This is a genomic window from Pseudomonas onubensis (genome assembly GCF_965653655.1).
In the GTDB taxonomy this organism is placed as follows: Bacteria; Pseudomonadota; Gammaproteobacteria; order Pseudomonadales; family Pseudomonadaceae; genus Aquipseudomonas.
Map to the genome: position 1 here is coordinate 43,602 of NZ_CBFHAZ010000027.1, position 19,525 is coordinate 63,126.

The 19,525-nt window shown below is 60.8% G+C and carries 13 protein-coding genes; 12 read left to right on the forward strand and 1 reads right to left on the reverse strand.

Annotated elements, in window-relative coordinates; all coding sequences use genetic code 11:
- Nucleotides 1–183: 183 nt before the first annotated feature.
- Both rpmE and ACTD9P_RS11965 read left to right on the forward strand, forming a co-directional pair.
- Nucleotides 184–417 (forward strand): 50S ribosomal protein L31, encoded by a 234-nt coding sequence (gene rpmE / locus ACTD9P_RS11960; protein WP_005784030.1) that lies wholly within the window; start codon nt 184–186, stop codon nt 415–417.
- 288 nt (nt 418–705) lie between these two features.
- Nucleotides 706–1,974, forward strand: coding sequence for a malic enzyme-like NAD(P)-binding protein (locus ACTD9P_RS11965; protein ID WP_138817205.1), 1,269 nt, complete (start codon nt 706–708; stop codon nt 1,972–1,974).
- 163 nt (nt 1,975–2,137) lie between these two features.
- On the opposite strand, the gene ACTD9P_RS11970 is transcribed toward ACTD9P_RS11965, so the two are convergent.
- Complete coding sequence (locus ACTD9P_RS11970) at nt 2,138–4,600, reverse strand: penicillin-binding protein 1A (protein ID WP_438867886.1); 2,463 nt, start codon at nt 4,598–4,600, stop codon at nt 2,138–2,140.
- Nucleotides 4,601–4,819: 219 nt separating this feature from the next.
- Here ACTD9P_RS11970 and pilM point away from each other — a divergent pair, with 219 nt between their 5' ends.
- The 10 genes from pilM to hemE all read left to right on the forward strand — a co-directional run bounded on the left by pilM (nt 4,820) and on the right by hemE (nt 19,434).
- Nucleotides 4,820–5,476 (forward strand): type IV pilus biogenesis protein PilM, encoded by a 657-nt coding sequence (gene pilM, locus ACTD9P_RS11975; RefSeq protein WP_438867877.1) that lies wholly within the window; start codon nt 4,820–4,822, stop codon nt 5,474–5,476.
- Nucleotides 5,473–6,024, forward strand: a complete 552-nt coding sequence (locus tag ACTD9P_RS11980; RefSeq protein WP_438867878.1) for a PilN domain-containing protein — start codon at nt 5,473–5,475, stop codon at nt 6,022–6,024. The genes pilM and ACTD9P_RS11980 overlap by 4 nt, the downstream gene beginning before the upstream one ends.
- A complete protein-coding gene (locus ACTD9P_RS11985) occupies nt 6,021–7,007 on the forward strand; it encodes a pilus assembly protein PilP (protein WP_438867879.1) in 987 nt (328 codons plus the stop codon). Before ACTD9P_RS11980 ends, ACTD9P_RS11985 begins: the two co-directional genes overlap by 4 nt.
- Nucleotides 7,008–7,076: 69 nt before the next feature.
- On the forward strand, nt 7,077–8,405 hold the full coding sequence (locus ACTD9P_RS11990) for a type IV pilus secretin PilQ (RefSeq protein ID WP_438867887.1): 1,329 nt from the start codon (nt 7,077–7,079) through the stop codon (nt 8,403–8,405).
- A gap of 4 nt (nt 8,406–8,409) precedes the next feature.
- Nucleotides 8,410–8,928 (forward strand): shikimate kinase AroK, encoded by a 519-nt coding sequence (gene aroK, locus ACTD9P_RS11995; protein WP_017138567.1) that lies wholly within the window; start codon nt 8,410–8,412, stop codon nt 8,926–8,928.
- Between the two features lie 123 nt (nt 8,929–9,051).
- Nucleotides 9,052–10,152, forward strand: coding sequence for a 3-dehydroquinate synthase (gene aroB, locus ACTD9P_RS12000; RefSeq protein WP_438867880.1), 1,101 nt, complete (start codon nt 9,052–9,054; stop codon nt 10,150–10,152).
- A gap of 10 nt (nt 10,153–10,162) precedes the next feature.
- Nucleotides 10,163–11,731 (forward strand): AAA family ATPase, encoded by a 1,569-nt coding sequence (locus tag ACTD9P_RS12005; protein ID WP_438867881.1) that lies wholly within the window; start codon nt 10,163–10,165, stop codon nt 11,729–11,731.
- A gap of 349 nt (nt 11,732–12,080) precedes the next feature.
- Nucleotides 12,081–16,526: a glutamate synthase large subunit gene (gene gltB / locus ACTD9P_RS12010; RefSeq protein ID WP_438867882.1), complete on the forward strand. Its 4,446-nt coding sequence runs from the start codon at nt 12,081–12,083 to the stop codon at nt 16,524–16,526.
- Between the two features lie 32 nt (nt 16,527–16,558).
- Nucleotides 16,559–17,977: an FAD-dependent oxidoreductase gene (locus tag ACTD9P_RS12015; RefSeq protein WP_438867883.1), complete on the forward strand. Its 1,419-nt coding sequence runs from the start codon at nt 16,559–16,561 to the stop codon at nt 17,975–17,977.
- A gap of 389 nt (nt 17,978–18,366) precedes the next feature.
- Nucleotides 18,367–19,434 (forward strand): uroporphyrinogen decarboxylase, encoded by a 1,068-nt coding sequence (gene hemE, locus ACTD9P_RS12020; RefSeq protein WP_044270735.1) that lies wholly within the window; start codon nt 18,367–18,369, stop codon nt 19,432–19,434.
- Nucleotides 19,435–19,525: the final 91 nt, after the last annotated feature.

The window sequence follows — 19,525 nt, forward strand, 5'->3', positions numbered from 1 at the left end:
CCTAGCAGACAGGGGCAGCCTTGGGTATGCCGGGGTTTTTCTGATGAAAGGGGCTTTTATGTGGGTAAACCACGGGAGGCGCCGCTTGCGCGTTTAAAAAGGTCTGGTAGAATGCGCGGCCTAATTACGTGCGGTATTCGACAATAGTGTCGAGTGGCGGCACGCTAGCCCGAGGAAGTCACCATGAAAGCCGATATCCATCCAGCGTACGAAACCATCGAAGTAACCTGCAGCTGCGGCAACAAGTTCGAAACGCGTTCGAACCTGTGCAAGCCACTGGGTACTGACGTATGCAACGAGTGCCACCCGTTCTACACCGGTAAGCAGAAAACTCTGGACACCGGCGGCCGTGTACAGCGCTTCGCAGATCGCTTTGGTGCTTTCGGCAAGAAGCCTGCTGCTACTCCAGCAGAGTAAGGCTCAAAAGCCTTCCAGGCTTTTGTCAGCTGTTGAAAAAGGCGCCCCTTGTGGGCGCCTTTTTTGTACCTGCGATTTCACCGCGCTGCACTCAAAGCAATTTTAATAAAAAAATTGTAGACATTTTTTATCTCGATTGTGAACAGTTAAGCCCTTGTATCCCGTGGCTCTTGGCCAAAAGTCGTAGTGCGCGGCCCTTGACGGGAGTGACTGGCCAGTCTTGTGGGGACTTTCTCACACGCGTATCCTCGGCGGTCCGTCGACCAACAGTAAAAGCGGAATGCCGATATGTCTGATTTGAAAACTGCCGCTCTCGAATATCATGCCCATCCTCGTCCAGGAAAGCTGAGTGTAGAGCTCACCAAAGCCACTGCCACCGCCCGCGACCTGTCGCTGGCCTACAGCCCTGGCGTTGCCGAGCCCGTACGTGAAATCGCCCGCGACCCTGAACTGGCATACAAGTACACCGGCAAAGGCAACCTGGTTGCAGTGATTTCCGATGGCACCGCGATTCTCGGCCTGGGCAACCTCGGCCCATTGGCTTCCAAGCCAGTCATGGAAGGTAAAGGCGTGCTGTTCAAGCGCTTTGCCGGCATTGACGTTTTCGACATCGAAGTCGACTCCGAAAGCCCGCAAGCTTTCATCGACACCGTAAAGCGCATTTCCATCACCTTCGGTGGCATCAACCTGGAAGACATCAAGGCACCTGAGTGCTTCGAGATCGAAAAGGCCCTGATCGAACAGTGCGACATCCCGGTATTCCACGATGACCAGCACGGCACCGCAATCGTTACTGCGGCCGGCATGATCAACGCCCTGGAAATCGCCGGCAAAACCCTGGCTGACGCACAGATCGTCTGCCTGGGCGCTGGCGCTGCGGCCATCTCCTGCATGAAGTTGCTGGTGAGCATGGGCGCCCGGCTTGAAAACATCTTCATGGTCGACAGCAAGGGCGTTGTGCAGTCCGAGCGTACCGACCTGAACCAGTACAAGGCGATGTTTGCCCACGCTACCGACAAGCGCACCCTGGCTGACGCCCTCGACGGTGCCGACGTGTTCGTTGGCCTGTCCGGCCCGAACCTGCTGAGCGCCGAAGGCCTCAAGTCCATGGCGGCCAACCCGATCGTGTTCGCCTGCTCCAACCCGGACCCAGAGATCTCGCCTGAGCTGGCCCACGCCACTCGCAGCGACGTGATCATGGCCACCGGCCGCTCGGACTACCCGAACCAGGTCAACAACGTACTGGGCTTCCCGTTCATCTTCCGTGGCGCCCTGGACGTTCGCGCCAAGCGCATCAACGAAGAGATGAAAGTGGCTGCCGCCAACGCCCTGCGCGAACTGGCCAAGCTGCCGGTACCTCAGGACGTCTGCGATGCCTACGGTGGTGCCCCACTGGCATTCGGTCGTGAGTACATCATCCCGAAACCAATGGATAAACGCCTGATCACCCTGATCTCCGATGCCGTGGCCAAAGCCGCGATCGAGACCGGTGTGGCTACCCTGCCGTATCCGAAGCACTACCCGCTGCAAAGCGTGGATGACGTGTTCAACGGCTAAGCCGTTGTAGCGCACCAACAAAAAGCCCCGGCTCTTGCGAGTCGGGGCTTTTTTAATGCTTGCGATTGGCTTGAGCCTTGTGGAGATCCAAATGTGGGAGCGGCGGTGCGACGATTCGACTTGCTCGCTCCCACATTGGATCTGCGCTTACCCGCAGATCGGGTTAGAACAAATCGATCGGCGCCGCTTCATCCGCCGGCAGCGGGCTGCCCGGTGCAACGCCGTTGCCCAGCTCGTTGACCGACGGCGGAGTGTCTTCGCTTTTGAACAGCTCGAAGTACGCATTAGGCGTGCTGGGCGATGCCGCACGTCCGCTCACCGGGTCGATGCGCAGGCTGAGGATGCCTTCCGGCTCAGCCTGGGTGTGCAGCGGTTTGTCTTTCAAGGCTGCGCCCATATAGCTCATCCAGATCGGCAGTGCGACGGTGCCGCCAAACTCGCGACGGCCCAGGCTTTCCGGTTGGTCGTAGCCGGTCCATACGGTGGTCACGTAGTCGGCGTTGTAGCCGGAGAACCAGGCGTCCTTGGATTCGTTGGTGGTACCGGTCTTGCCGGCGATATCCGCACGGCCCAAGGCCAGTGCGCGACGCCCGGTGCCTTTCTTGATTACGTCTTCCAGGATGCTGTTGAGGATGTAGGTGGTACGGCCATCCACCACGCGCTCGGCCACAGCTGGCGCCTGTGGCTGGGTGGGCACGGCAGCATTGGTGGCCGGTGCTGCGCCTGGCGTCGGCTCAATGGTGATGCCGCCGTTGGTCGGCGCTGCGATGCCATCGGGTGCAGCCACACCGTTGACCACATCACCCGGCACGCGTGGCGGGTTGGCGGTGAACAGCGTGTCGCCATTGCGGCTCTCGATCTTGTCGATCAAGTACGGCGTGATCTTGTAACCGCCGTTGGCAAAGGTGCTCCAGCCGGTGGCGATTTCCATCGGCGTGAGGGTCGCGGTGCCCAGCGCCAGGGACAGGTTCGGTGGCAGATCCGACTTGGCGAAACCGAAGCGCGTCATGTAGTCGATGGTCTTGCCCACGCCCATCGCCTGCAGCAGGCGGATCGATACCAGGTTACGCGACTTGTACAGCGCCTCGCGGATGCGGATCGGGCCGAGGAAGGTGTTGGTGTCGTTCTTCGGACGCCAAACCTTGTCCAGGTATTCGTCGACAAACACGATCGGCGCGTCGTTGACCAGGCTGGCGGCGGTGTAGCCGTTGTCCAGTGCAGCGCTGTAGACGAACGGTTTGAAGCTCGAGCCCGGCTGGCGCTTGGCCTGGGTGGCGCGGTTGTAGTTGCTCTGCTCGAAGGCGAAGCCGCCGACCAGGGCGCGGATCGCACCGTTCTGCGGGTCCAATGACACCAGAGCGCCCTGGGCCACAGGCACCTGGCTGAATTTCAGGCTGTCGTCTTTCTGGCGTTGCACGCGGATCAAGTCACCCACCTGCGCCACGTCCGACGGCTGCTTGGGCATCGGGCCCATGCTGTTGGTGTTCAGGAACGGGCGTGCCCACTTCATGCTGTCCCACGACACATGGCCTTCGCCGCTGCGGGTGAGCACTTGCACGCCATCCTTCTTCACCTGGGTGACGATGGCGGGTTCCAGGCCGCTGATCGGTCGCTGTTTACCCAACTCGGTGGTCCAGGCGCTCAGGGTTTTGCCTGGCAGGCGCGATTCGGGGCCACGGTAGCCATGGCGCTGGTCGTAGGTCACCAAGCCGTCGCGTACCGAGTTGTTGGCAATTTCCTGCAGGTTGCTCGGAATGGTGGTGGTCACGCGGAAGCCTTCGGTGTAGGCCTCGCTGCCATAACGGCCGACCATCTCGGCACGTGCCATTTCAGCGATATACGGCGCATTCACTTCCGGCGTCGGCACGTGGTAGCTGGCGTTCAGCGGTTCGGCCACGGCGCTTTCATAAGCGGCCTGGTCGATTTTGCCCAACTTGTACATGCGCCCCAGGATCCAGTCGCGACGCTCCTTGCTGCGCGCCGGGTTGGCCAGTGGGTTGAAACGCGACGGCGCCTTGGGCAGGCCGGCGATCATTGCCATCTGCGCCAGGCTGGCGTCACGAATCGACTTGCCGTAGTACACCTGCGAAGCGGCCTCGATCCCGTAGGCGCGGTTGCCCAGGTAGATCTTGTTGACGTACAGCTCAAGGATCTCGTCCTTGGTCAGCTGGCGTTCGATCTGCAGCGCCAACAGAATCTCGGTGGCCTTGCGCGAAAAACTGCGTTCGCTGGTGAGGAAGAAGTTCTTCGCCACCTGCATGGTGATGGTGCTGCCACCGGATTGAATGTGTCCGCTTTTTACCAACTGGGTGGCTGCGCGCACCAGGCTGCTTGGGTCGACGCCGTAGTGGTTGGCGAAATTATCGTCTTCAGCCGAGAGCAGGGCGTTGATGAAATTGGGTGGAATGTCGGCGAAACGGATCGGTGTGCGGCGCATTTCGCCGAACTCCGCGATCAGTTTTTCATCGCTGCTGTAGACCCGCAAAGGAATCTGCAACTGGATACTTCTGAGTGCCTCTACTGAGGGCAAACCCGGACTAAGGTAGAGGTAGGCCCCGCTGAGTACGAGCAGCAGCCCGCAGACGATCGCGACAATGGAGTACCCGAAAAACTTCAGCAGACGAATCAAGGCTTTTGGATTTCCAGAGAAAAGAATGAGTTACGCGTCGGGGCATGCATGGCAAACGATGGATCGACCCGAGCAGCAGGAAAAAGCGGGAAAAAACGCTGGGCATTAAAGCATTTTCGGCCTGGGGCGTCATTCGTGGCGGCCAAACAAGTCGACCGAATGCACGATTCCCAGCCGCAATCAGGCGGTATGACAGGCAAAGTTTTAGGGAGTTTTATGAGAAAGGGATTTTTCAGGCACAAAGCCGACACCCTGCTGGGCGTCGACATCAATGACACCGGTATCAAGCTGATTGAATTGGACCACACTGCCGGCGCCTACAGCGTCAAGGCATACGTCACGCAGGGGCTGCCCGCCAATGCGGTCGTCGATGGCACGTTGTTGGACCTTGAAGGGGTGGGGCAGGCGCTGCAGCAGGCATTGTCCCGGTTGCACACGTCTGCTCGACAGGCAGCGGTGGCGGTGTCGGGCCCATCGGTCATCACGCGGGTGATCGACCTGGAGGCGGGGCTCAGCGATGAAGAGATGGCCTGGATGATTCAGATGGAAGCCGACCAGTACATTCCTTACCCACTGGATGACGTCGCCATCGACTTTCAGGTGCGCGGCCCTTCGCCTCAAGACTCGGCGCGGGTCGAAGTGGTGCTGGCTGCATGCCTGAAGGAACAGGTTGAGGCCCGCGCAGCGGTTTTGGCCCTGGCCGGGCTGGTTGCGCGGGTGGTGGACGTCGAAGGGTTTGCATTGGAGCGCGCTTGCCGTCAGGATTTCGCCAGCTTCATGCCGGGCCATCGAGTCGATGGCGCACAATGGGCCGTGGATGCCCACGGGATGGGAATTGCTTGCGGGCTGGCCCTGAGGAGTTTCGCTGGATGACACGAATCAATCTTTTGCCTTGGCGCCAGGCGCAGGCAGAGCGGCGGCGTAAATACTTCCTGGTGTTCCTGCTGGCGTTCGCCGCAGCAGCACTCGCAGCGGTGTGGCTGGCGGATCAGGTCATCGATCAGGCGATCGACCGGCAAGTGACGCGCAACAGCCACCTGAACAAAGACGTCGCCATTCAGGATTCGCGGCTCAAGACCATCGACGACTTGCAGGAGCAGAGCCAGCAATTGGCCGCACGTATGAAAGTCGTGCAGGACCTGCACGAATCCCGCTCGGCCAGCGCACAGCTATTGGATCAACTCGCCCGTGCGGTGCCCGATGGCGTGCACCTGCATGAGGTGGTTGCCAAGGGCAATACGGTGAGTGTCAGCGGCAGTGCCGAATCCAGCCAGGATATCGCTCAACTGATGCGCCGCCTGGAGGCTTCTGAGGGCGCGCATGCCACTCGATTGCAGCATGTACGTGCGCAGGGCCAAGGCGGCGGCAACGAATTCCAATTGATGGTGCGCCAAGGGGAATCCACCGAGGCCCAGCCTTGAGCCTGCCCAGGCTCGACTTTTCCACGCTCACTCACAACGCTGCTAAATGGCCCTTGCCGGGCAAGGTTCTGCTCGGCTGCGCGCTGGCGGGGCTGGTGTGGGTGGTGGGCGATGGATGGCTGCTGGCCCCGGCACGTGAGCAACTGAATGCGCTGCAAGCGCAGACGCTGGCTTTGCAGGAGCAACTTACGCAAAGGGCCGGATTGGCAGCCGATCTTGAGGCGCGTGCTCATCAGGCCCGCCTGACGCAGGCGCAGGTTGCCGGGCTTTTACGGCAGTTGCCGAGCGAATCGGACATGCCGGGCTTGCTCGAAGACATGGCGCGGCTGGCGGCAGCCAACGGCTTGGTGGTCGAAGGTGTCACGGTGTTGAACGAACAGCCGCAGCCGTTCTACATCGAGGAGCCGGTACAGGTCGGTGTGTTTGGCGCCTACCACGACCTGGCGAGCTTCGTGAGTGCCTTGGGCGGTTTACCGCGGATCGTCACGGTGCAGGATGTGGTGCTTCGCTCTGATGGAGCGTTATTGCGCCTTGATTTGCTGGCCAAGACTTATCGTGGCCTGGGCGCATCTGGCCAACCTGACCCCGCAGCCGAGCAGGGCGGGCGCTTTGTCTACGCTGCGGCAACCTTGCGTGATCCGTTCCAGCCGCCCACCGCGCAGATCGATCACCGGCCCGGCCGGCCCGCGCTTGCGCCGGACCTGGCACGCAAGCGGGGTCTGTTGGAAAGCCTGGCTGTCGATCAGTTTGAAATGGTGGGCACGCTTTCAATCAATACATTGCCCGGTAGCCCGCAGACCTTCGCCTTGCTGCGCGCACCTTCTGGCGTGTACCGGCTGGCGGTCGGCGACTACCTGGGGCGTAACCATGGCCGGGTCACGGCCATTTTCCCCAGCCACATCGAACTGGCCGAGCTATTCCCGGATGAACAAGGCGCATGGCTCGCGCGTTCTCGAACCCTGGTGTTAAACGTCAACTCATAACGGAATCAAACAATGAAAAGGACTTTCTCGTCCTTCGGTGTGGCGCTATGGATAGCGTTCACGGCACCGATGGCATTCGCTGTGCCCAATCGCGTCGATCTGATCCAGCTGCCGCCTCCCGGCAGCATGGTTCCGAGTGGCGCCTACAGCGGCGACAAGCTCACCCTCAACTTCCAGAACATCGATTTGCGCGCCGTCTTGCAGCAGATAGCGGATGTGGCCGGGCTTAATCTGGTGGCCAGTGACGAGGTGCAAGGCTCGATCACGTTGCGGCTCAAGGACGTGCCCTGGGACCAGGCACTGGATCTGGTGCTGCAAACCAAGGGCTTGGACAAACGGGTGAAGGCTGGTGTTTTGCTGGTGGCGCCCGCCGAAGAGCTGGCCGCCCGCGAACTGCTGGCCCTGGAGTCGCTCAAGCAAATGGAGGAATTGGCGCCCTTGCGTCGCGAGTTGCTGCAGGTCAATTACGCCAAGGCGGCGGACCTGGCCAAGCTGTTTCAGTCAGTGACCGGCGTTGACGGCTTTACCGATGAGCGCGGCTCGGTGGCGGTGGATGATCGCACCAACAACATCATCGCCTACCAGACCCGCGAGCGAATTGACGAGCTGCGGCGGATCGTGACGCAGCTGGATGTGCCGGTACGCCAAGTCATGATCGAAGCGCGGATCGTCGAAGCCAATGTCGATTACGACAAAAGCCTGGGCGTGCGCTGGGGCGGGCGGCTCAATCGCGGCAACTGGGGCGCGGGCGGTATCGGCAAGCCGTTGGCCGAAGGTGCGGAGCCACCGGCGAATCCGCCCAGCTCGCCGTTTGTCGACATGGGCTCGCTGACCGGTACGGCTGGCCTGGGCATCGCTTTTATTACCGACAACCTGCTGCTGGACCTGGAGCTGACGGCCATGGAAAAAACCGGCAATGGCGAAATTGTCTCGCAGCCCAAGGTGGTCACGTCCGACAAGGAAACCGCGCGCATCCTCAAGGGCACCGAGATTCCTTACCAGGAATCCAGCTCGCGTGGCGCCACCTCGGTGTCGTTCAAGGAGGCCTCGCTGTCGCTGGAGGTGACCCCGCAAATCACCCCGGATGGCTGGGTGATCATGGAGGTCAAGGTCACCAAGGACGAGCCGGACTACCTGAACAAGCTCAACGATGTACCGCCGATCAAGAAAAACGAGGTGAACGCCAAGGTGCGGGTCAAGGATGGCGAGACCATCGTCATTGGCGGGGTTTTCTCCAATACCCAAAGCAAAGTGGTAGATAAAGTGCCATTTTTGGGCGATGTGCCGTATCTTGGCCGCCTTTTCCGGCGCGATGTGCTGGCGGAGAAAAAATCCGAGCTGCTGGTATTCCTGACTCCGCGTATTATGAATAACCAGGCGATTGCTGTGAGTCGTTGATTCTGTGCGAAATTTGATTCTTGTAGGACCGATGGGGGCTGGAAAAAGCACCATCGGCCGTTTGCTGGCCAAAGAGCTGCGCCTGCCGTTCAAAGATTCCGACAAGGAAATTGAATTGCGCACGGGTGCCAATATCCCATGGATCTTCGATAAGGAAGGCGAACTGGGCTTTCGCGACCGCGAGCAGGCGATGATTGCCGAGCTGTGCGGCTGCGATGGCGTGGTATTGGCCACCGGCGGCGGTGCAGTGATGCGCGATGAGAACCGCCGGGCGCTGCATGCCGGGGGGCGCGTGGTGTATCTGCATGCGTCGGTCGAGCAGCAGGTGGGCCGTACCGCGCGCGACCGCAACCGCCCATTGCTGCGCACAGCGGACCCGGCAAAAACCTTGCGGGACCTGCTGACGCTGCGCGATCCGCTGTATCGGGAAATCGCCGATCTGGTGGTCGAAACCGATGAGCGGCCGCCTCGAATGGTGGTTCTCGACATTCTTGAGCGTTTGCAGCAGTTGCCACCCCGTTAAAGCCAGGCCCGAAATGCGCTATTCTCGGCGGCGTGCCATCACCCTTCGGGGTATGGCGCAGAGCCATCAGGCGACGAAAATCCGAGCGTTGCCGATCGTACATATTTCTTCACGCGGGGACACATGCAGACACTTAAGGTCGATCTAGGCGAGCGCAGCTACCCAATCCATATTGGCGAAGGTTTGTTGGACCTGCCCGAGTTGCTCGCACCGCACATTGCCGGTCGGCAAGTGGCGATCATCTCCAATGAAACGGTCGCGCCGCTGTATCTTCGGCGTTTGCGTAACAGCTTGAGCGGATACTCTGTGATCTCTGTAGTGTTGCCCGATGGAGAGATCTTCAAGGATTGGGAAACGCTACAACTGATCTTCGATGACCTGCTGACCCATCGCCATGATCGTCGGACCACCTTGATCGCCTTGGGTGGCGGTGTAATCGGTGATATGACCGGTTTCGCGGCGGCTTGCTACCAACGCGGTGTCAACTTTATCCAGGTACCGACCACCTTGCTGTCCCAGGTCGATTCGTCGGTGGGCGGCAAGACCGGCATCAACCACCCGCTGGGCAAGAACATGGTAGGCGCGTTCTATCAGCCGCAAGCCGTGCTGATCGACACCGCGACCCTTAACACCCTGCCGCCGCGTGAACTGTCGGCCGGTCTGGCGGAAGTCATCAAGTACGGGCTGATCTGCGACGAGCCGTTCCTCACCTGGCTCGAAGAACACATGGACGCCCTGCGTGCCCTGGACCAGGTTGCACTCACCGAAGCGATTTCCCGCTCCTGCGCCGCCAAGGCGCTGGTGGTGAACGCCGACGAGCGAGAGTCCGGAGTGCGCGCCACCCTGAACCTGGGCCACACCTTCGGCCATGCGATCGAAACGCACATGGGCTATGGTGTGTGGTTGCACGGGGAAGCCGTAGCGGCTGGCACGGTAATGGCACTGGAAATGTCGCAACGCCTGGGCTGGATCAGCGCCCAGGAGCGTGATCGCGGCATCCAGCTGTTCCAGCGCGCCGGCTTGCCGGTTATTCCGCCGGAGGAGATGACCGAGGCGGATTTCCTCGAACACATGGCAATCGACAAGAAAGTGATCGACGGTCGCCTGCGACTGGTGCTCCTGCGCCATATGGGCGAAGCGGTAGTGACCGACGATTATCCGAAAGAGATTTTACAGGCCACGCTGGGAGCGGATTACCGCGCCCTGGCCCAGCTTAAAGGTTAATAAGATCCCGATGACTAGTTTGCATGCCGACGAGGCGTTCCTCGGCCACTACCAGTTAAGCCACGACCCATTTGCTCCACGGGTGCCTGGCTTCAAATTCTTCCCTGCCCAGCGCAAGCCGGTGCTCGGTCAGTTGCACCACCTGGCGCGCTACAGCCAACTGCTGCTGGTAGTGACCGGCCCGTTGGGCAGCGGCAAGACCCTGCTGCGCCAGGCGCTGGTTGCCAGTACCAACAAGCAATCGGTACAGAGCGTGGTGGTGTCGGCCCGTGGCGCCGGCGATGCAGCCGGCGTACTGCGCCAGGTGGCCCAGGCGCTGGACGTTGCCAATGCCGAGCCGAACGCGATCCTCAAGCAGGTTGTGCAGTTGGGCCTGACCGGCCAGGAAGTCTACTTGCTGGTGGACGACGCCGAGCAGCTTGACGAATCCGCCCTGGAAGCGCTGCTGGCGCTGGCGGCGGGCACACCGGAAGGGCGCCCGCACGTATTCCTGTTTGGTGAGTCGTCGTTGATTGCCGATCTGGAGCAGATCAGCGGCGAGCAGGAGCTGTTTCACGTTATCGAACTGCAGCCCTATGAAGAGGAAGAAACCCGCGAATACCTGGCTCAACGCCTCGAAGGCGCCGGTGCCGGTATCGAACTTTTCACGGCAAATCAGATCTCTGATATTCACGAAAGCGCAGGCGGCTGGCCTGGCACCATCAACCAGGTTGCCCGCGATGCCTTGATCGAAGCCATGATTGCCAGCCGCTCTGCGGTTAAGCGTCCAAAGATGGGGTTTACTATGCCTAAGAAGCACGTATTGGCGATTTCTGCCGTTGTCGTGGTCGCTGTCGCCGCTGCCTGGTTGATCCCGGGTCGCAGCAAGGCACCCGCCACCGCCGGCGCGCCAACCGAACAGGCGCAGTTGCCACTGGGCAAACCCACGCCAAATGTCGAATTCGCCAACTCCGGCCAACCGACCAACCTGCCGATGGTCGGCCAGCCGGTCATGCGCGGCCCGCTCGCTGAAGCCGCCGGTGGTATCTCTGAAGGTGACGACGGTGTGCCGGTCGAGGGCTCCAGCGCCACGCCACCGACCGTGACCACCACCGCGCCGCCTGCCGGCGTTCCCGCTGGCCCGGCAGCCGCTCCAGTTGCCAAGCCGACGCCGGCTCCGACCGTCGCCACTGCCAAGCCTGCTCCAGTTGCCAAGCCGGTCGCGCCTGCGCCAGTGGCCAAGCCGGCACCGGCCGCCAAGCCTGCTGAAAAACCTGCCGCTGTTGCCAAGGCTGCTGCGCCTGCCGCCGCCGGCAGCAGCTGGTACACCAGCCAGCCAACGGGTAATTTTGTGGTGCAGATCCTGGGCACCAGCTCCGAAGCCAACGCTCAGGCGTTCGTGAAAGAGCAGGGCGGCCAGTACCGTTATTTCAAGAAAGTGCTCAACGGCAAGCCTCTCTACGTGATCACCTACGGCAGCTTCCCAAGCCGTGCCGCAGCTGATTCTGCGATCAAAACCTTGCCAGCGAAGGTTCAGGCTGGTAAACCTTGGCCTCGCACTGTTGCCAGCGTTCAACAAGAACTCGCAACAGCTCGCTGAAGGTTCGGCGGCCTTACCCAGGCCGCTCTCTCAGCACCTCAAAAAAAACAACACAGCGTGCAGCCCTGAAGGCCGCGCGCTTTGTGGTGTCTGCGTCACGTAGCTTTTGAGTCGTAGCGGTCAGAATTAAAAAAGTTTTGACTAGCACAGCATATCGCTTTAAACCTTTCATAAATGCGACATAGATTTGCGACATTTCGTCGCTAAATTTGTGAGCGTTCGTGTCGGTGTGTACAATGACCTCCCTTTTGCCCCCGCTAAGCCGGCGTACGTTCGGCGTGGAAGGTAACCGGTTGAATTGAAAAGAAATTTGCCTCGATATAAGAGGCAGCCTGGTGAGAAAGTGTCTATGAAAGCAGGTCTGTACCAACCCGATGAATTCAAGGATAACTGCGGTTTCGGCCTGATAGCCCACATGCAGGGCGAGCCCAGTCATACCCTTTTGCAAACGGCCATCGAGGCCCTGACCTGCATGACCCACCGCGGTGGGATCAACGCCGACGGCAAGACCGGTGACGGTTGCGGCTTGCTGATTCAAAAGCCCGACCAGTTCCTGCGCGCTGTCGCAAAAGAACAATTTGCGGTCGACCTGCCCAAGCAGTACGCCGTGGGCATGGTGTTTTTCAACCAGGACCCGGTTAAAGCCCAAGCTGCTCGCGAGAACATGAACCGCGAAATCGTCGCCGCCGGCCTGCAACTGGTTGGCTGGCGCAAAGTGCCGATCGACACCAGCGTGCTCGGCCGCCTGGCCCTGGAGCGCCTGCCGCAGATCGAGCAAGTGTTCATCGCAGGCGATGGCCTCAGCGATCAGGACATGGCGATCAAGCTGTTCACCTCGCGTCGTCGTTCGTCGGTCTCCAACGCCGCGGACACCGACCACTACATCTGCAGCTTTTCGCACAAGACCATCATTTATAAAGGCCTGATGATGCCGGCGGATCTGACCGCCTTTTATCCGGACCTGAGCGATGAGCGCCTGCAAACCGCGATCTGCGTGTTCCACCAGCGCTTTTCCACCAACACCCTGCCGAAATGGCCGCTGGCGCAGCCATTCCGCTTCCTCGCCCACAACGGCGAGATCAACACCATCACCGGCAACCGCAACTGGGCCGTGGCCCGTCGCACCAAGTTCGCCAACGATTTGATGGACCTCGAAGAGCTCGGCCCGCTGGTCAACCGCGTGGGTTCCGACTCCTCCAGCATGGACAACATGCTCGAACTGATGGTCACCGGCGGTATCGACCTGTTCCGTGGCGTGCGCATGATCATTCCGCCTGCGTGGCAGAACGTCGAGACCATGGACCCGGACCTGCGTGCATTCTACGAGTACAACTCGATGCACATGGAACCGTGGGACGGCCCGGCCGGCGTGGTCATGACCGACGGCCGCTATGCGGTGTGCCTGCTCGACCGTAACGGTCTGCGCCCGGCGCGTTGGGTCACCACCACCAACGGCTTCATTACCCTGGCGTCGGAAATCGGCGTGTGGGACTACAAGCCTGAAGATGTCATCGCCAAAGGCCGTGTAGGCCCAGGCCAGATCCTGGCCGTGGACACCGAAACCGGGCAGATCCTCGACACCGACGCCATCGACAACCGCTTGAAGTCGCGTCACCCGTACAAGCAATGGCTGCGCAAGAACGCCCTGCGCATCCAGGCGACCATGGAAGACAACGACCACGGTTCGGCTTTTTACGACGTCGACCAGCTCAAGCAGTACATGAAGATGTACCAGGTCACGTTCGAAGAGCGCGACCAGGTGCTGCGTCCGCTCGGCGAGCAAGGCTATGAAGCGGTCGGCTCCATGGGCGATGACACGCCAATGGCCGTGCTGTCCCAGCGCGTGCGCACGCCGTACGACTATTTCCGCCAGCAGTTCGCCCAGGTCACCAACCCGCCGATCGACCCGCTGCGCGAAGCCATCGTGATGTCGTTGGAAGTGTGCCTCGGTGCCGAGCGCAACATCTTCCAGGAATCGCCTGAGCACGCCTCCCGCGTGATCCTCAGCTCGCCGGTCATTTCCCCGGCCAAATGGCGCTCGTTGATGACCCTGGAACGTCCAGGCTTCGACCGCCAGATCATCGACCTGAACTACGACGAGAGCCTCGGCCTTGAAGCCGCTGTGCGTAACGTCGCCGATCAGGCTGAAGAAGCTGTGCGCGCCGGTCGTACCCAGATCGTACTGACCGACCGCCACATCGCGCCAGGCAAGCTGCCGATCCATGCCTCCCTGGCCACCGGCGCAGTGCATCACCGCCTGACCGAAAAGGGCCTGCGTTGCGACTCCAACATCCTCGTGGAAACGGCTACTGCCCGCGACCCGCATCACTTTGCGGTGCTGATCGGCTTCGGCGCCTCGGCGGTTTACCCGTTCCTGGCCTACGAAGTGCTGGGTGATTTGATCCGCACCGGTGAAGTGTTGGGCGACCTCTATGAGGTGTTCAAGAACTACCGTAAGGGCATCACCAAGGGCTTGCTGAAGATCCTGTCGAAGATGGGCATCTCCACCGTCACGTCTTACCGTGGCGCCCAGCTGTTCGAAGCCATCGGCCTGTCCGAAGAAGTGTGTGAGCTGAGCTTCCGTGGCGTGCCAAGCCGTATCAAGGGCGCGCGTTTCGTCGACATCGAAGCCGAACAGAAAGCCCTGGCAGCCGAAGCCTGGAGCGCGCGCAAGCCGATCCAGCAAGGCGGCCTGCTGAAGTTTGTACACGGTGGCGAATACCACGCCTACAACCCGGACGTGGTCAGCACCCTGCAAGCCGCTGTGCAGCAGGGCGACTACGCCAAGTTCAAGGAATACACCGCGCTGGTGGATAACCGCCCGGTGTCGATGATCCGCGATTTGTTCAAGGTGAAGACCCTGGACACGCCGCTGGCCATCAGCGAAATCGAGCCACTGGAATCGATCCTCAAGCGCTTCGACTCCGCCGGCATCTCCTTGGGTGCCTTGTCGCCCGAGGCTCACGAAGCCCTGGCCGAAGCCATGAACCGCCTGGGTGCGCGTTCCAACTCCGGCGAAGGCGGTGAAGACCCGGCGCGCTACGGCACCATCAAGAGCTCGAAAATCAAGCAGGTCGCCACTGGCCGCTTTGGTGTGACCCCGGAATACCTGGTCAACGCCGAAGTGCTGCAGATCAAGGTTGCTCAAGGCGCCAAACCCGGTGAAGGCGGGCAACTGCCTGGCGGCAAGGTCAACGGTCTGATCGCCAAGCTGCGTTACGCAGTGCCGGGCGTCACCCTGATTTCGCCGCCGCCGCACCACGACATCTATTCGATTGAAGACTTGTCGCAGCTGATTTTCGACTTGAAACAAGTCAATCCGCAGGCGCTGGTCTCGGTGAAACTCGTGGCAGAAGCTGGCGTCGGCACCATCGCCGCCGGTGTGGCCAAGGCCTATGCTGACCTGATCACCATCTCCGGCTATGACGGCGGCACCGGCGCTTCGCCGCTGACCTCGATCAAGTACGCTGGCGCACCGTGGGAACTCGGCCTGGCCGAAACCCACCAGACCCTGCGCGGCAACGACCTGCGCGGCAAGGTACGTGTACAGACTGATGGCGGCCTGAAAACCGGCCTCGACGTGATCAAGGCTGCGATCCTCGGCGCCGAAAGCTTCGGCTTTGGCACCGCGCCCATGATCGCCCTGGGCTGCAAATACCTGCGCATCTGCCACCTGAACAACTGCGCCACCGGCGTCGCCACTCAGAACGAGAAGCTGCGCAAGGATCACTACATCGGCACCGTCGACATGGTGGTGAATTTCTTCACCTACGTCGCCGAAGAGACCCGTGAGTGGCTGGCCAAGCTGGGCGTGCGTTCGCTGGAAGAGCTGATCGGTCGTACCGACTTGCTCGACATCCTCGAAGGCCAGACCGCCAAGCAACAGCACCTGGACCTGACGCCGCTGTTGGGCAGTGATCACATCCCGGCAGACAAGCCACAATTTTGCCAGGTGGACCGCAACCCGCCGTTCGACAAAGGCCTGCTGGCCGAGAAGATGGTCGAAATGGCCAGTTCCTCGATCAATGACGCCAGCGGTGGCGACTTCGCCCTGGATATCTGCAACTGCGACCGTTCGATCGGCGCACGCATCTCCGGCGAAATTGCGCGCAAGCACGGCAACCAAGGCATGGCGAAAGCGCCGATCACCTTCCGCTTCAACGGCACTGCCGGCCAGAGCTTTGGCGTGTGGAACGCCGGCGGCCTGCACATGTACCTCGAAGGCGACGCCAACGACTACGTGGGCAAGGGCATGACCGGCGGCAAGCTGGTGATCGTTCCGCCTAAAGGCAGCATCTACAAGACCCAGGACAGTGCCATCATCGGCAACACCTGCTTGTACGGTGCCACTGGCGGCAAGCTGTTTGCCGCAGGGACCGCCGGTGAGCGTTTCGCCGTGCGTAACTCCGGTGCCCACACCGTGGTGGAAGGCACTGGCGATCACTGCTGCGAGTACATGACCGGTGGCTTTGTCGCGGTACTGGGCAAGACCGGTTACAACTTCGGTTCGGGCATGACCGGCGGTTTCGCCTACGTGCTCGACCAGGACAACACCTTCGTCGACAAGGTCAACCACGAGTTGGTCGAGATCCAGCGGATCAGCGGCGAAGCCATGGAATCCTACCGGAACCACTTGCAGCACGTGCTGGACGAGTACGTCGAGGAGACCGGCAGCGAATGGGGTCGTAACCTCGCCGAAAACCTCGATGATTACCTGCGTCGTTTCTGGCTGGTCAAGCCCAAGGCTGCCAACCTGAAATCGTTGCTTTCCAGCATCCGTGCCAACCCGCAGTGATATGCGCCTGAAGAGTTTGATGAGGTTTTAACATGGCTGAACGTCTGAATAACGACTTCCAGTTCATCGATGTCGGGCGCAAAGATCCGAAGAAGAAACTGTTGCGTCAACGCAAGAAAGAGTTCGTGGAAATCTACGAACCCTTCAAACCCCAGCACTCGGCCGACCAGGCCCACCGCTGTCTGGGTTGCGGTAACCCGTATTGCGAATGGAAGTGCCCGGTGCACAACTTCATTCCCAACTGGCTCAAGCTGGTGGCCGAGGGCAACATCCTCGCCGCCGCCGAGCTGTCGCACCAGACCAACACCCTGCCGGAAGTCTGCGGCAGGGTGTGCCCGCAAGACCGTCTGTGCGAGGGTGCCTGCACCCTTAACGACGGTTTTGGCGCGGTGACCATCGGTTCGGTGGAGAAGTACATCACCGACACCGCGTTCGCCATGGGCTGGCGCCCGGACATGTCCAAGGTCAAGCCGACCGGCAAACGCGTTGCGATCATCGGTGCAGGCCCGGCGGGCCTGGGCTGTGCCGACGTGCTGGTGCGCGGTGGCGTGACCCCTGTGGTGTTCGACAAGAACCCGGAAATCGGTGGCCTGCTGACCTTCGGCATTCCCGAGTTCAAGCTGGAAAAAACCGTACTGAGCCACCGTCGTGAAGTCTTCACCGGCATGGGTATCGAGTTCCGTCTCAATACCGAAATCGGCAAAGACATCACCATGGAGCAACTGCTCGCCGAATACGACGCCGTGTTCATGGGCATGGGCACCTACACCTACATGAAGGGCGGCTTTGCCGGTGAGGACCTGCCGGGCGTGTATGACGCGCTGGACTTCCTGATCGCCAACGTCAACCGCAACCTGGGCTTTGAAAAGTCGCCGGAAGATTTCGTCGACATGAAAGGCAAGAAGGTCGTGGTACTGGGCGGTGGTGACACCGCGATGGACTGCAACCGCACCTCGATCCGCCAGGGCGCCAAGTCGGTGACCTGTGCTTATCGCCGTGACGAAGCCAACATGCCCGGCTCGCGCAAAGAGGTGAAGAACGCCAAGGAAGAAGGCGTGAAATTCCTCTACAACCGCCAGCCGATCGCCATCGTCGGTGAAGACCGTGTTGAAGGTGTGAAGGTGGTCGAGACCCGTCTCGGCGAGCCGGACGCCCGTGGCCGTCGCAGCCCTGAGCCGATCCCGGGTTCCGAAGAAATCATCCCGGCTGACGCCGTGGTTATCGCCTTCGGTTTCCGCCCAAGCCCGGCGCAGTGGTTCGAGCAGTTCGAAATCCAGACCGACAGCCAGGGCCGTGTCGTGGCTCCGGAACAAGGCCAGTACAAGCACCAGACCAGCAACCCGAAAATCTTCGCCGGTGGCGACATGGTGCGCGGCTCTGACCTGGTAGTGACCGCGATATTCGAAGGTCGCAACGCCGCTGAAGGCATCCTGGATTACCTGCAGGTCTGACGCCAATCCCGAGTTGAAACGGGATCAAAATGTGGGAGCGGGCTTGCTCGCGAATGCGGTTTATCAGTCACCAGATGTATCGACTGACCCACCGCTTTCGCGAGCAAGCCCGCTCCCACATTGGTTTGTGTGTATTCAATAAAGTCGTGGGTTGAAATGGGATCGAATGTGGGAGCTGGCTTGCCGGCGATAGCGGTGGTGAATTCACTACTGTCATCGCAGGCAAGCCAGCTCCCACACAAACCCCCGTTCCAGATAGAGTTTGGTGGTGTCTGTCATACCGCAAGACACCGCGACAAATTGACCCGATAGACAAAAGGCACGGCTCACTCCGTGCCTTTTGCGTCGAGCTCTGAGAAAATGCCCGCACTTTTTTTGCGGATGCCGACATGACTGCCCTCAAGAACGACCGTTTCCTTCGTGCCCTGCTCAAGCAACCCGTAGACGTCACGCCCGTGTGGATGATGCGTCAGGCCGGTCGCTACCTGCCGGAATACCGCGCCAGTCGCGCCAATGCCGGCGACTTCATGAGCCTGTGCATGAACCCGGAGTTCGCCTGCGAAGTCACGATGCAGCCGCTGGACCGCTACCCACAACTGGACGCGGCCATCCTCTTCTCCGACATCCTCACCATCCCTGACGCCATGGGCCAAGGCCTGTATTTCGAAACCGGCGAAGGCCCGCGTTTCAAAAAAGTCGTCAGCACCCTGGCCGATATCGAAGCCCTGCCGATCCCTGACCCACACAAAGACCTGGGCTACGTGATGGATGCTGTGAGCACCATCCGCCGCGAGCTCAACGGCCGCGTGCCGCTGATCGGTTTCTCCGGCAGCCCCTGGACCCTGGCCACCTACATGGTTGAAGGCGGCTCGTCGAAAGACTTCCGCAAGACCAAAGCCATGCTCTACGACAACCCGCAAGCCATGCACCTGTTGCTGGACAAGCTGGCGCAGTCGGTCACGTCTTACCTCAACGGCCAGATCATGGCGGGTGCCCAAGCGGTACAGATTTTCGACACCTGGGGTGGCAACCTGTCGGCGGCGGCGTACCAGGAGTTCTCCCTAGCCTACATGCGCAAGATCGTCAGCGGCCTGATCCGTGAGCACGAAGGCCGCAAGGTTCCGGTGATCATGTTCACCAAAGGCGGCGGCCTGTGGCTGGAAAGCATCGCTGACGCGGGCGCCGATGCATTGGGCCTGGACTGGACCTGCGACCTCGGCGAAGCGCGCCGTCGCGTCGGCAACCAGGTTGCCCTGCAAGGCAACATGGACCCGACCGTGCTGTACGCCAAGCCGGAGGCGATCCGCACCGAAGTCGGCCGCATCCTGGCCAGCTATGGCAAGGGCAGCGGGCACGTGTTCAACCTCGGCCATGGCATCACCCCGGAAGTGAACCCGGAGCATGCTGGCGCGTTCCTGCGCGCGGTGCATGAGCTGTCGGCGCAATACCACGAATAAAACGCAAACCAAATGTGGGAGCGGGCTTGCTCGCGAATGCGGTGATTCAGTGACGAATTTTTCGACTGACACTCCGCATTCGCGAGCAAGC

Excerpts from the sequence above, each read along its gene's own strand:
- rpmE (WP_005784030.1), top strand. The coding sequence starts at position 184 with ATGAAAGCCGATATCCATCCAGCGTACGAAACCATCGAAGTAACCTGC.
- ACTD9P_RS11965 (WP_138817205.1), top strand. The coding sequence starts at position 706 with ATGTCTGATTTGAAAACTGCCGCTCTCGAATATCATGCCCATCCTCGT.
- pilM (WP_438867877.1), top strand. The coding sequence starts at position 4,820 with ATGAGAAAGGGATTTTTCAGGCACAAAGCCGACACCCTGCTGGGCGTC.
- ACTD9P_RS11980 (WP_438867878.1), top strand. The coding sequence starts at position 5,473 with ATGACACGAATCAATCTTTTGCCTTGGCGCCAGGCGCAGGCAGAGCGG.
- ACTD9P_RS11990 (WP_438867887.1), top strand. The coding sequence starts at position 7,077 with ATGGCATTCGCTGTGCCCAATCGCGTCGATCTGATCCAGCTGCCGCCT.
- aroB (WP_438867880.1), top strand. The coding sequence starts at position 9,052 with ATGCAGACACTTAAGGTCGATCTAGGCGAGCGCAGCTACCCAATCCAT.
- ACTD9P_RS12005 (WP_438867881.1), top strand. The coding sequence starts at position 10,163 with ATGACTAGTTTGCATGCCGACGAGGCGTTCCTCGGCCACTACCAGTTA.
- gltB (WP_438867882.1), top strand. The coding sequence starts at position 12,081 with ATGAAAGCAGGTCTGTACCAACCCGATGAATTCAAGGATAACTGCGGT.
- ACTD9P_RS12015 (WP_438867883.1), top strand. The coding sequence starts at position 16,559 with ATGGCTGAACGTCTGAATAACGACTTCCAGTTCATCGATGTCGGGCGC.
- hemE (WP_044270735.1), top strand. The coding sequence starts at position 18,367 with ATGACTGCCCTCAAGAACGACCGTTTCCTTCGTGCCCTGCTCAAGCAA.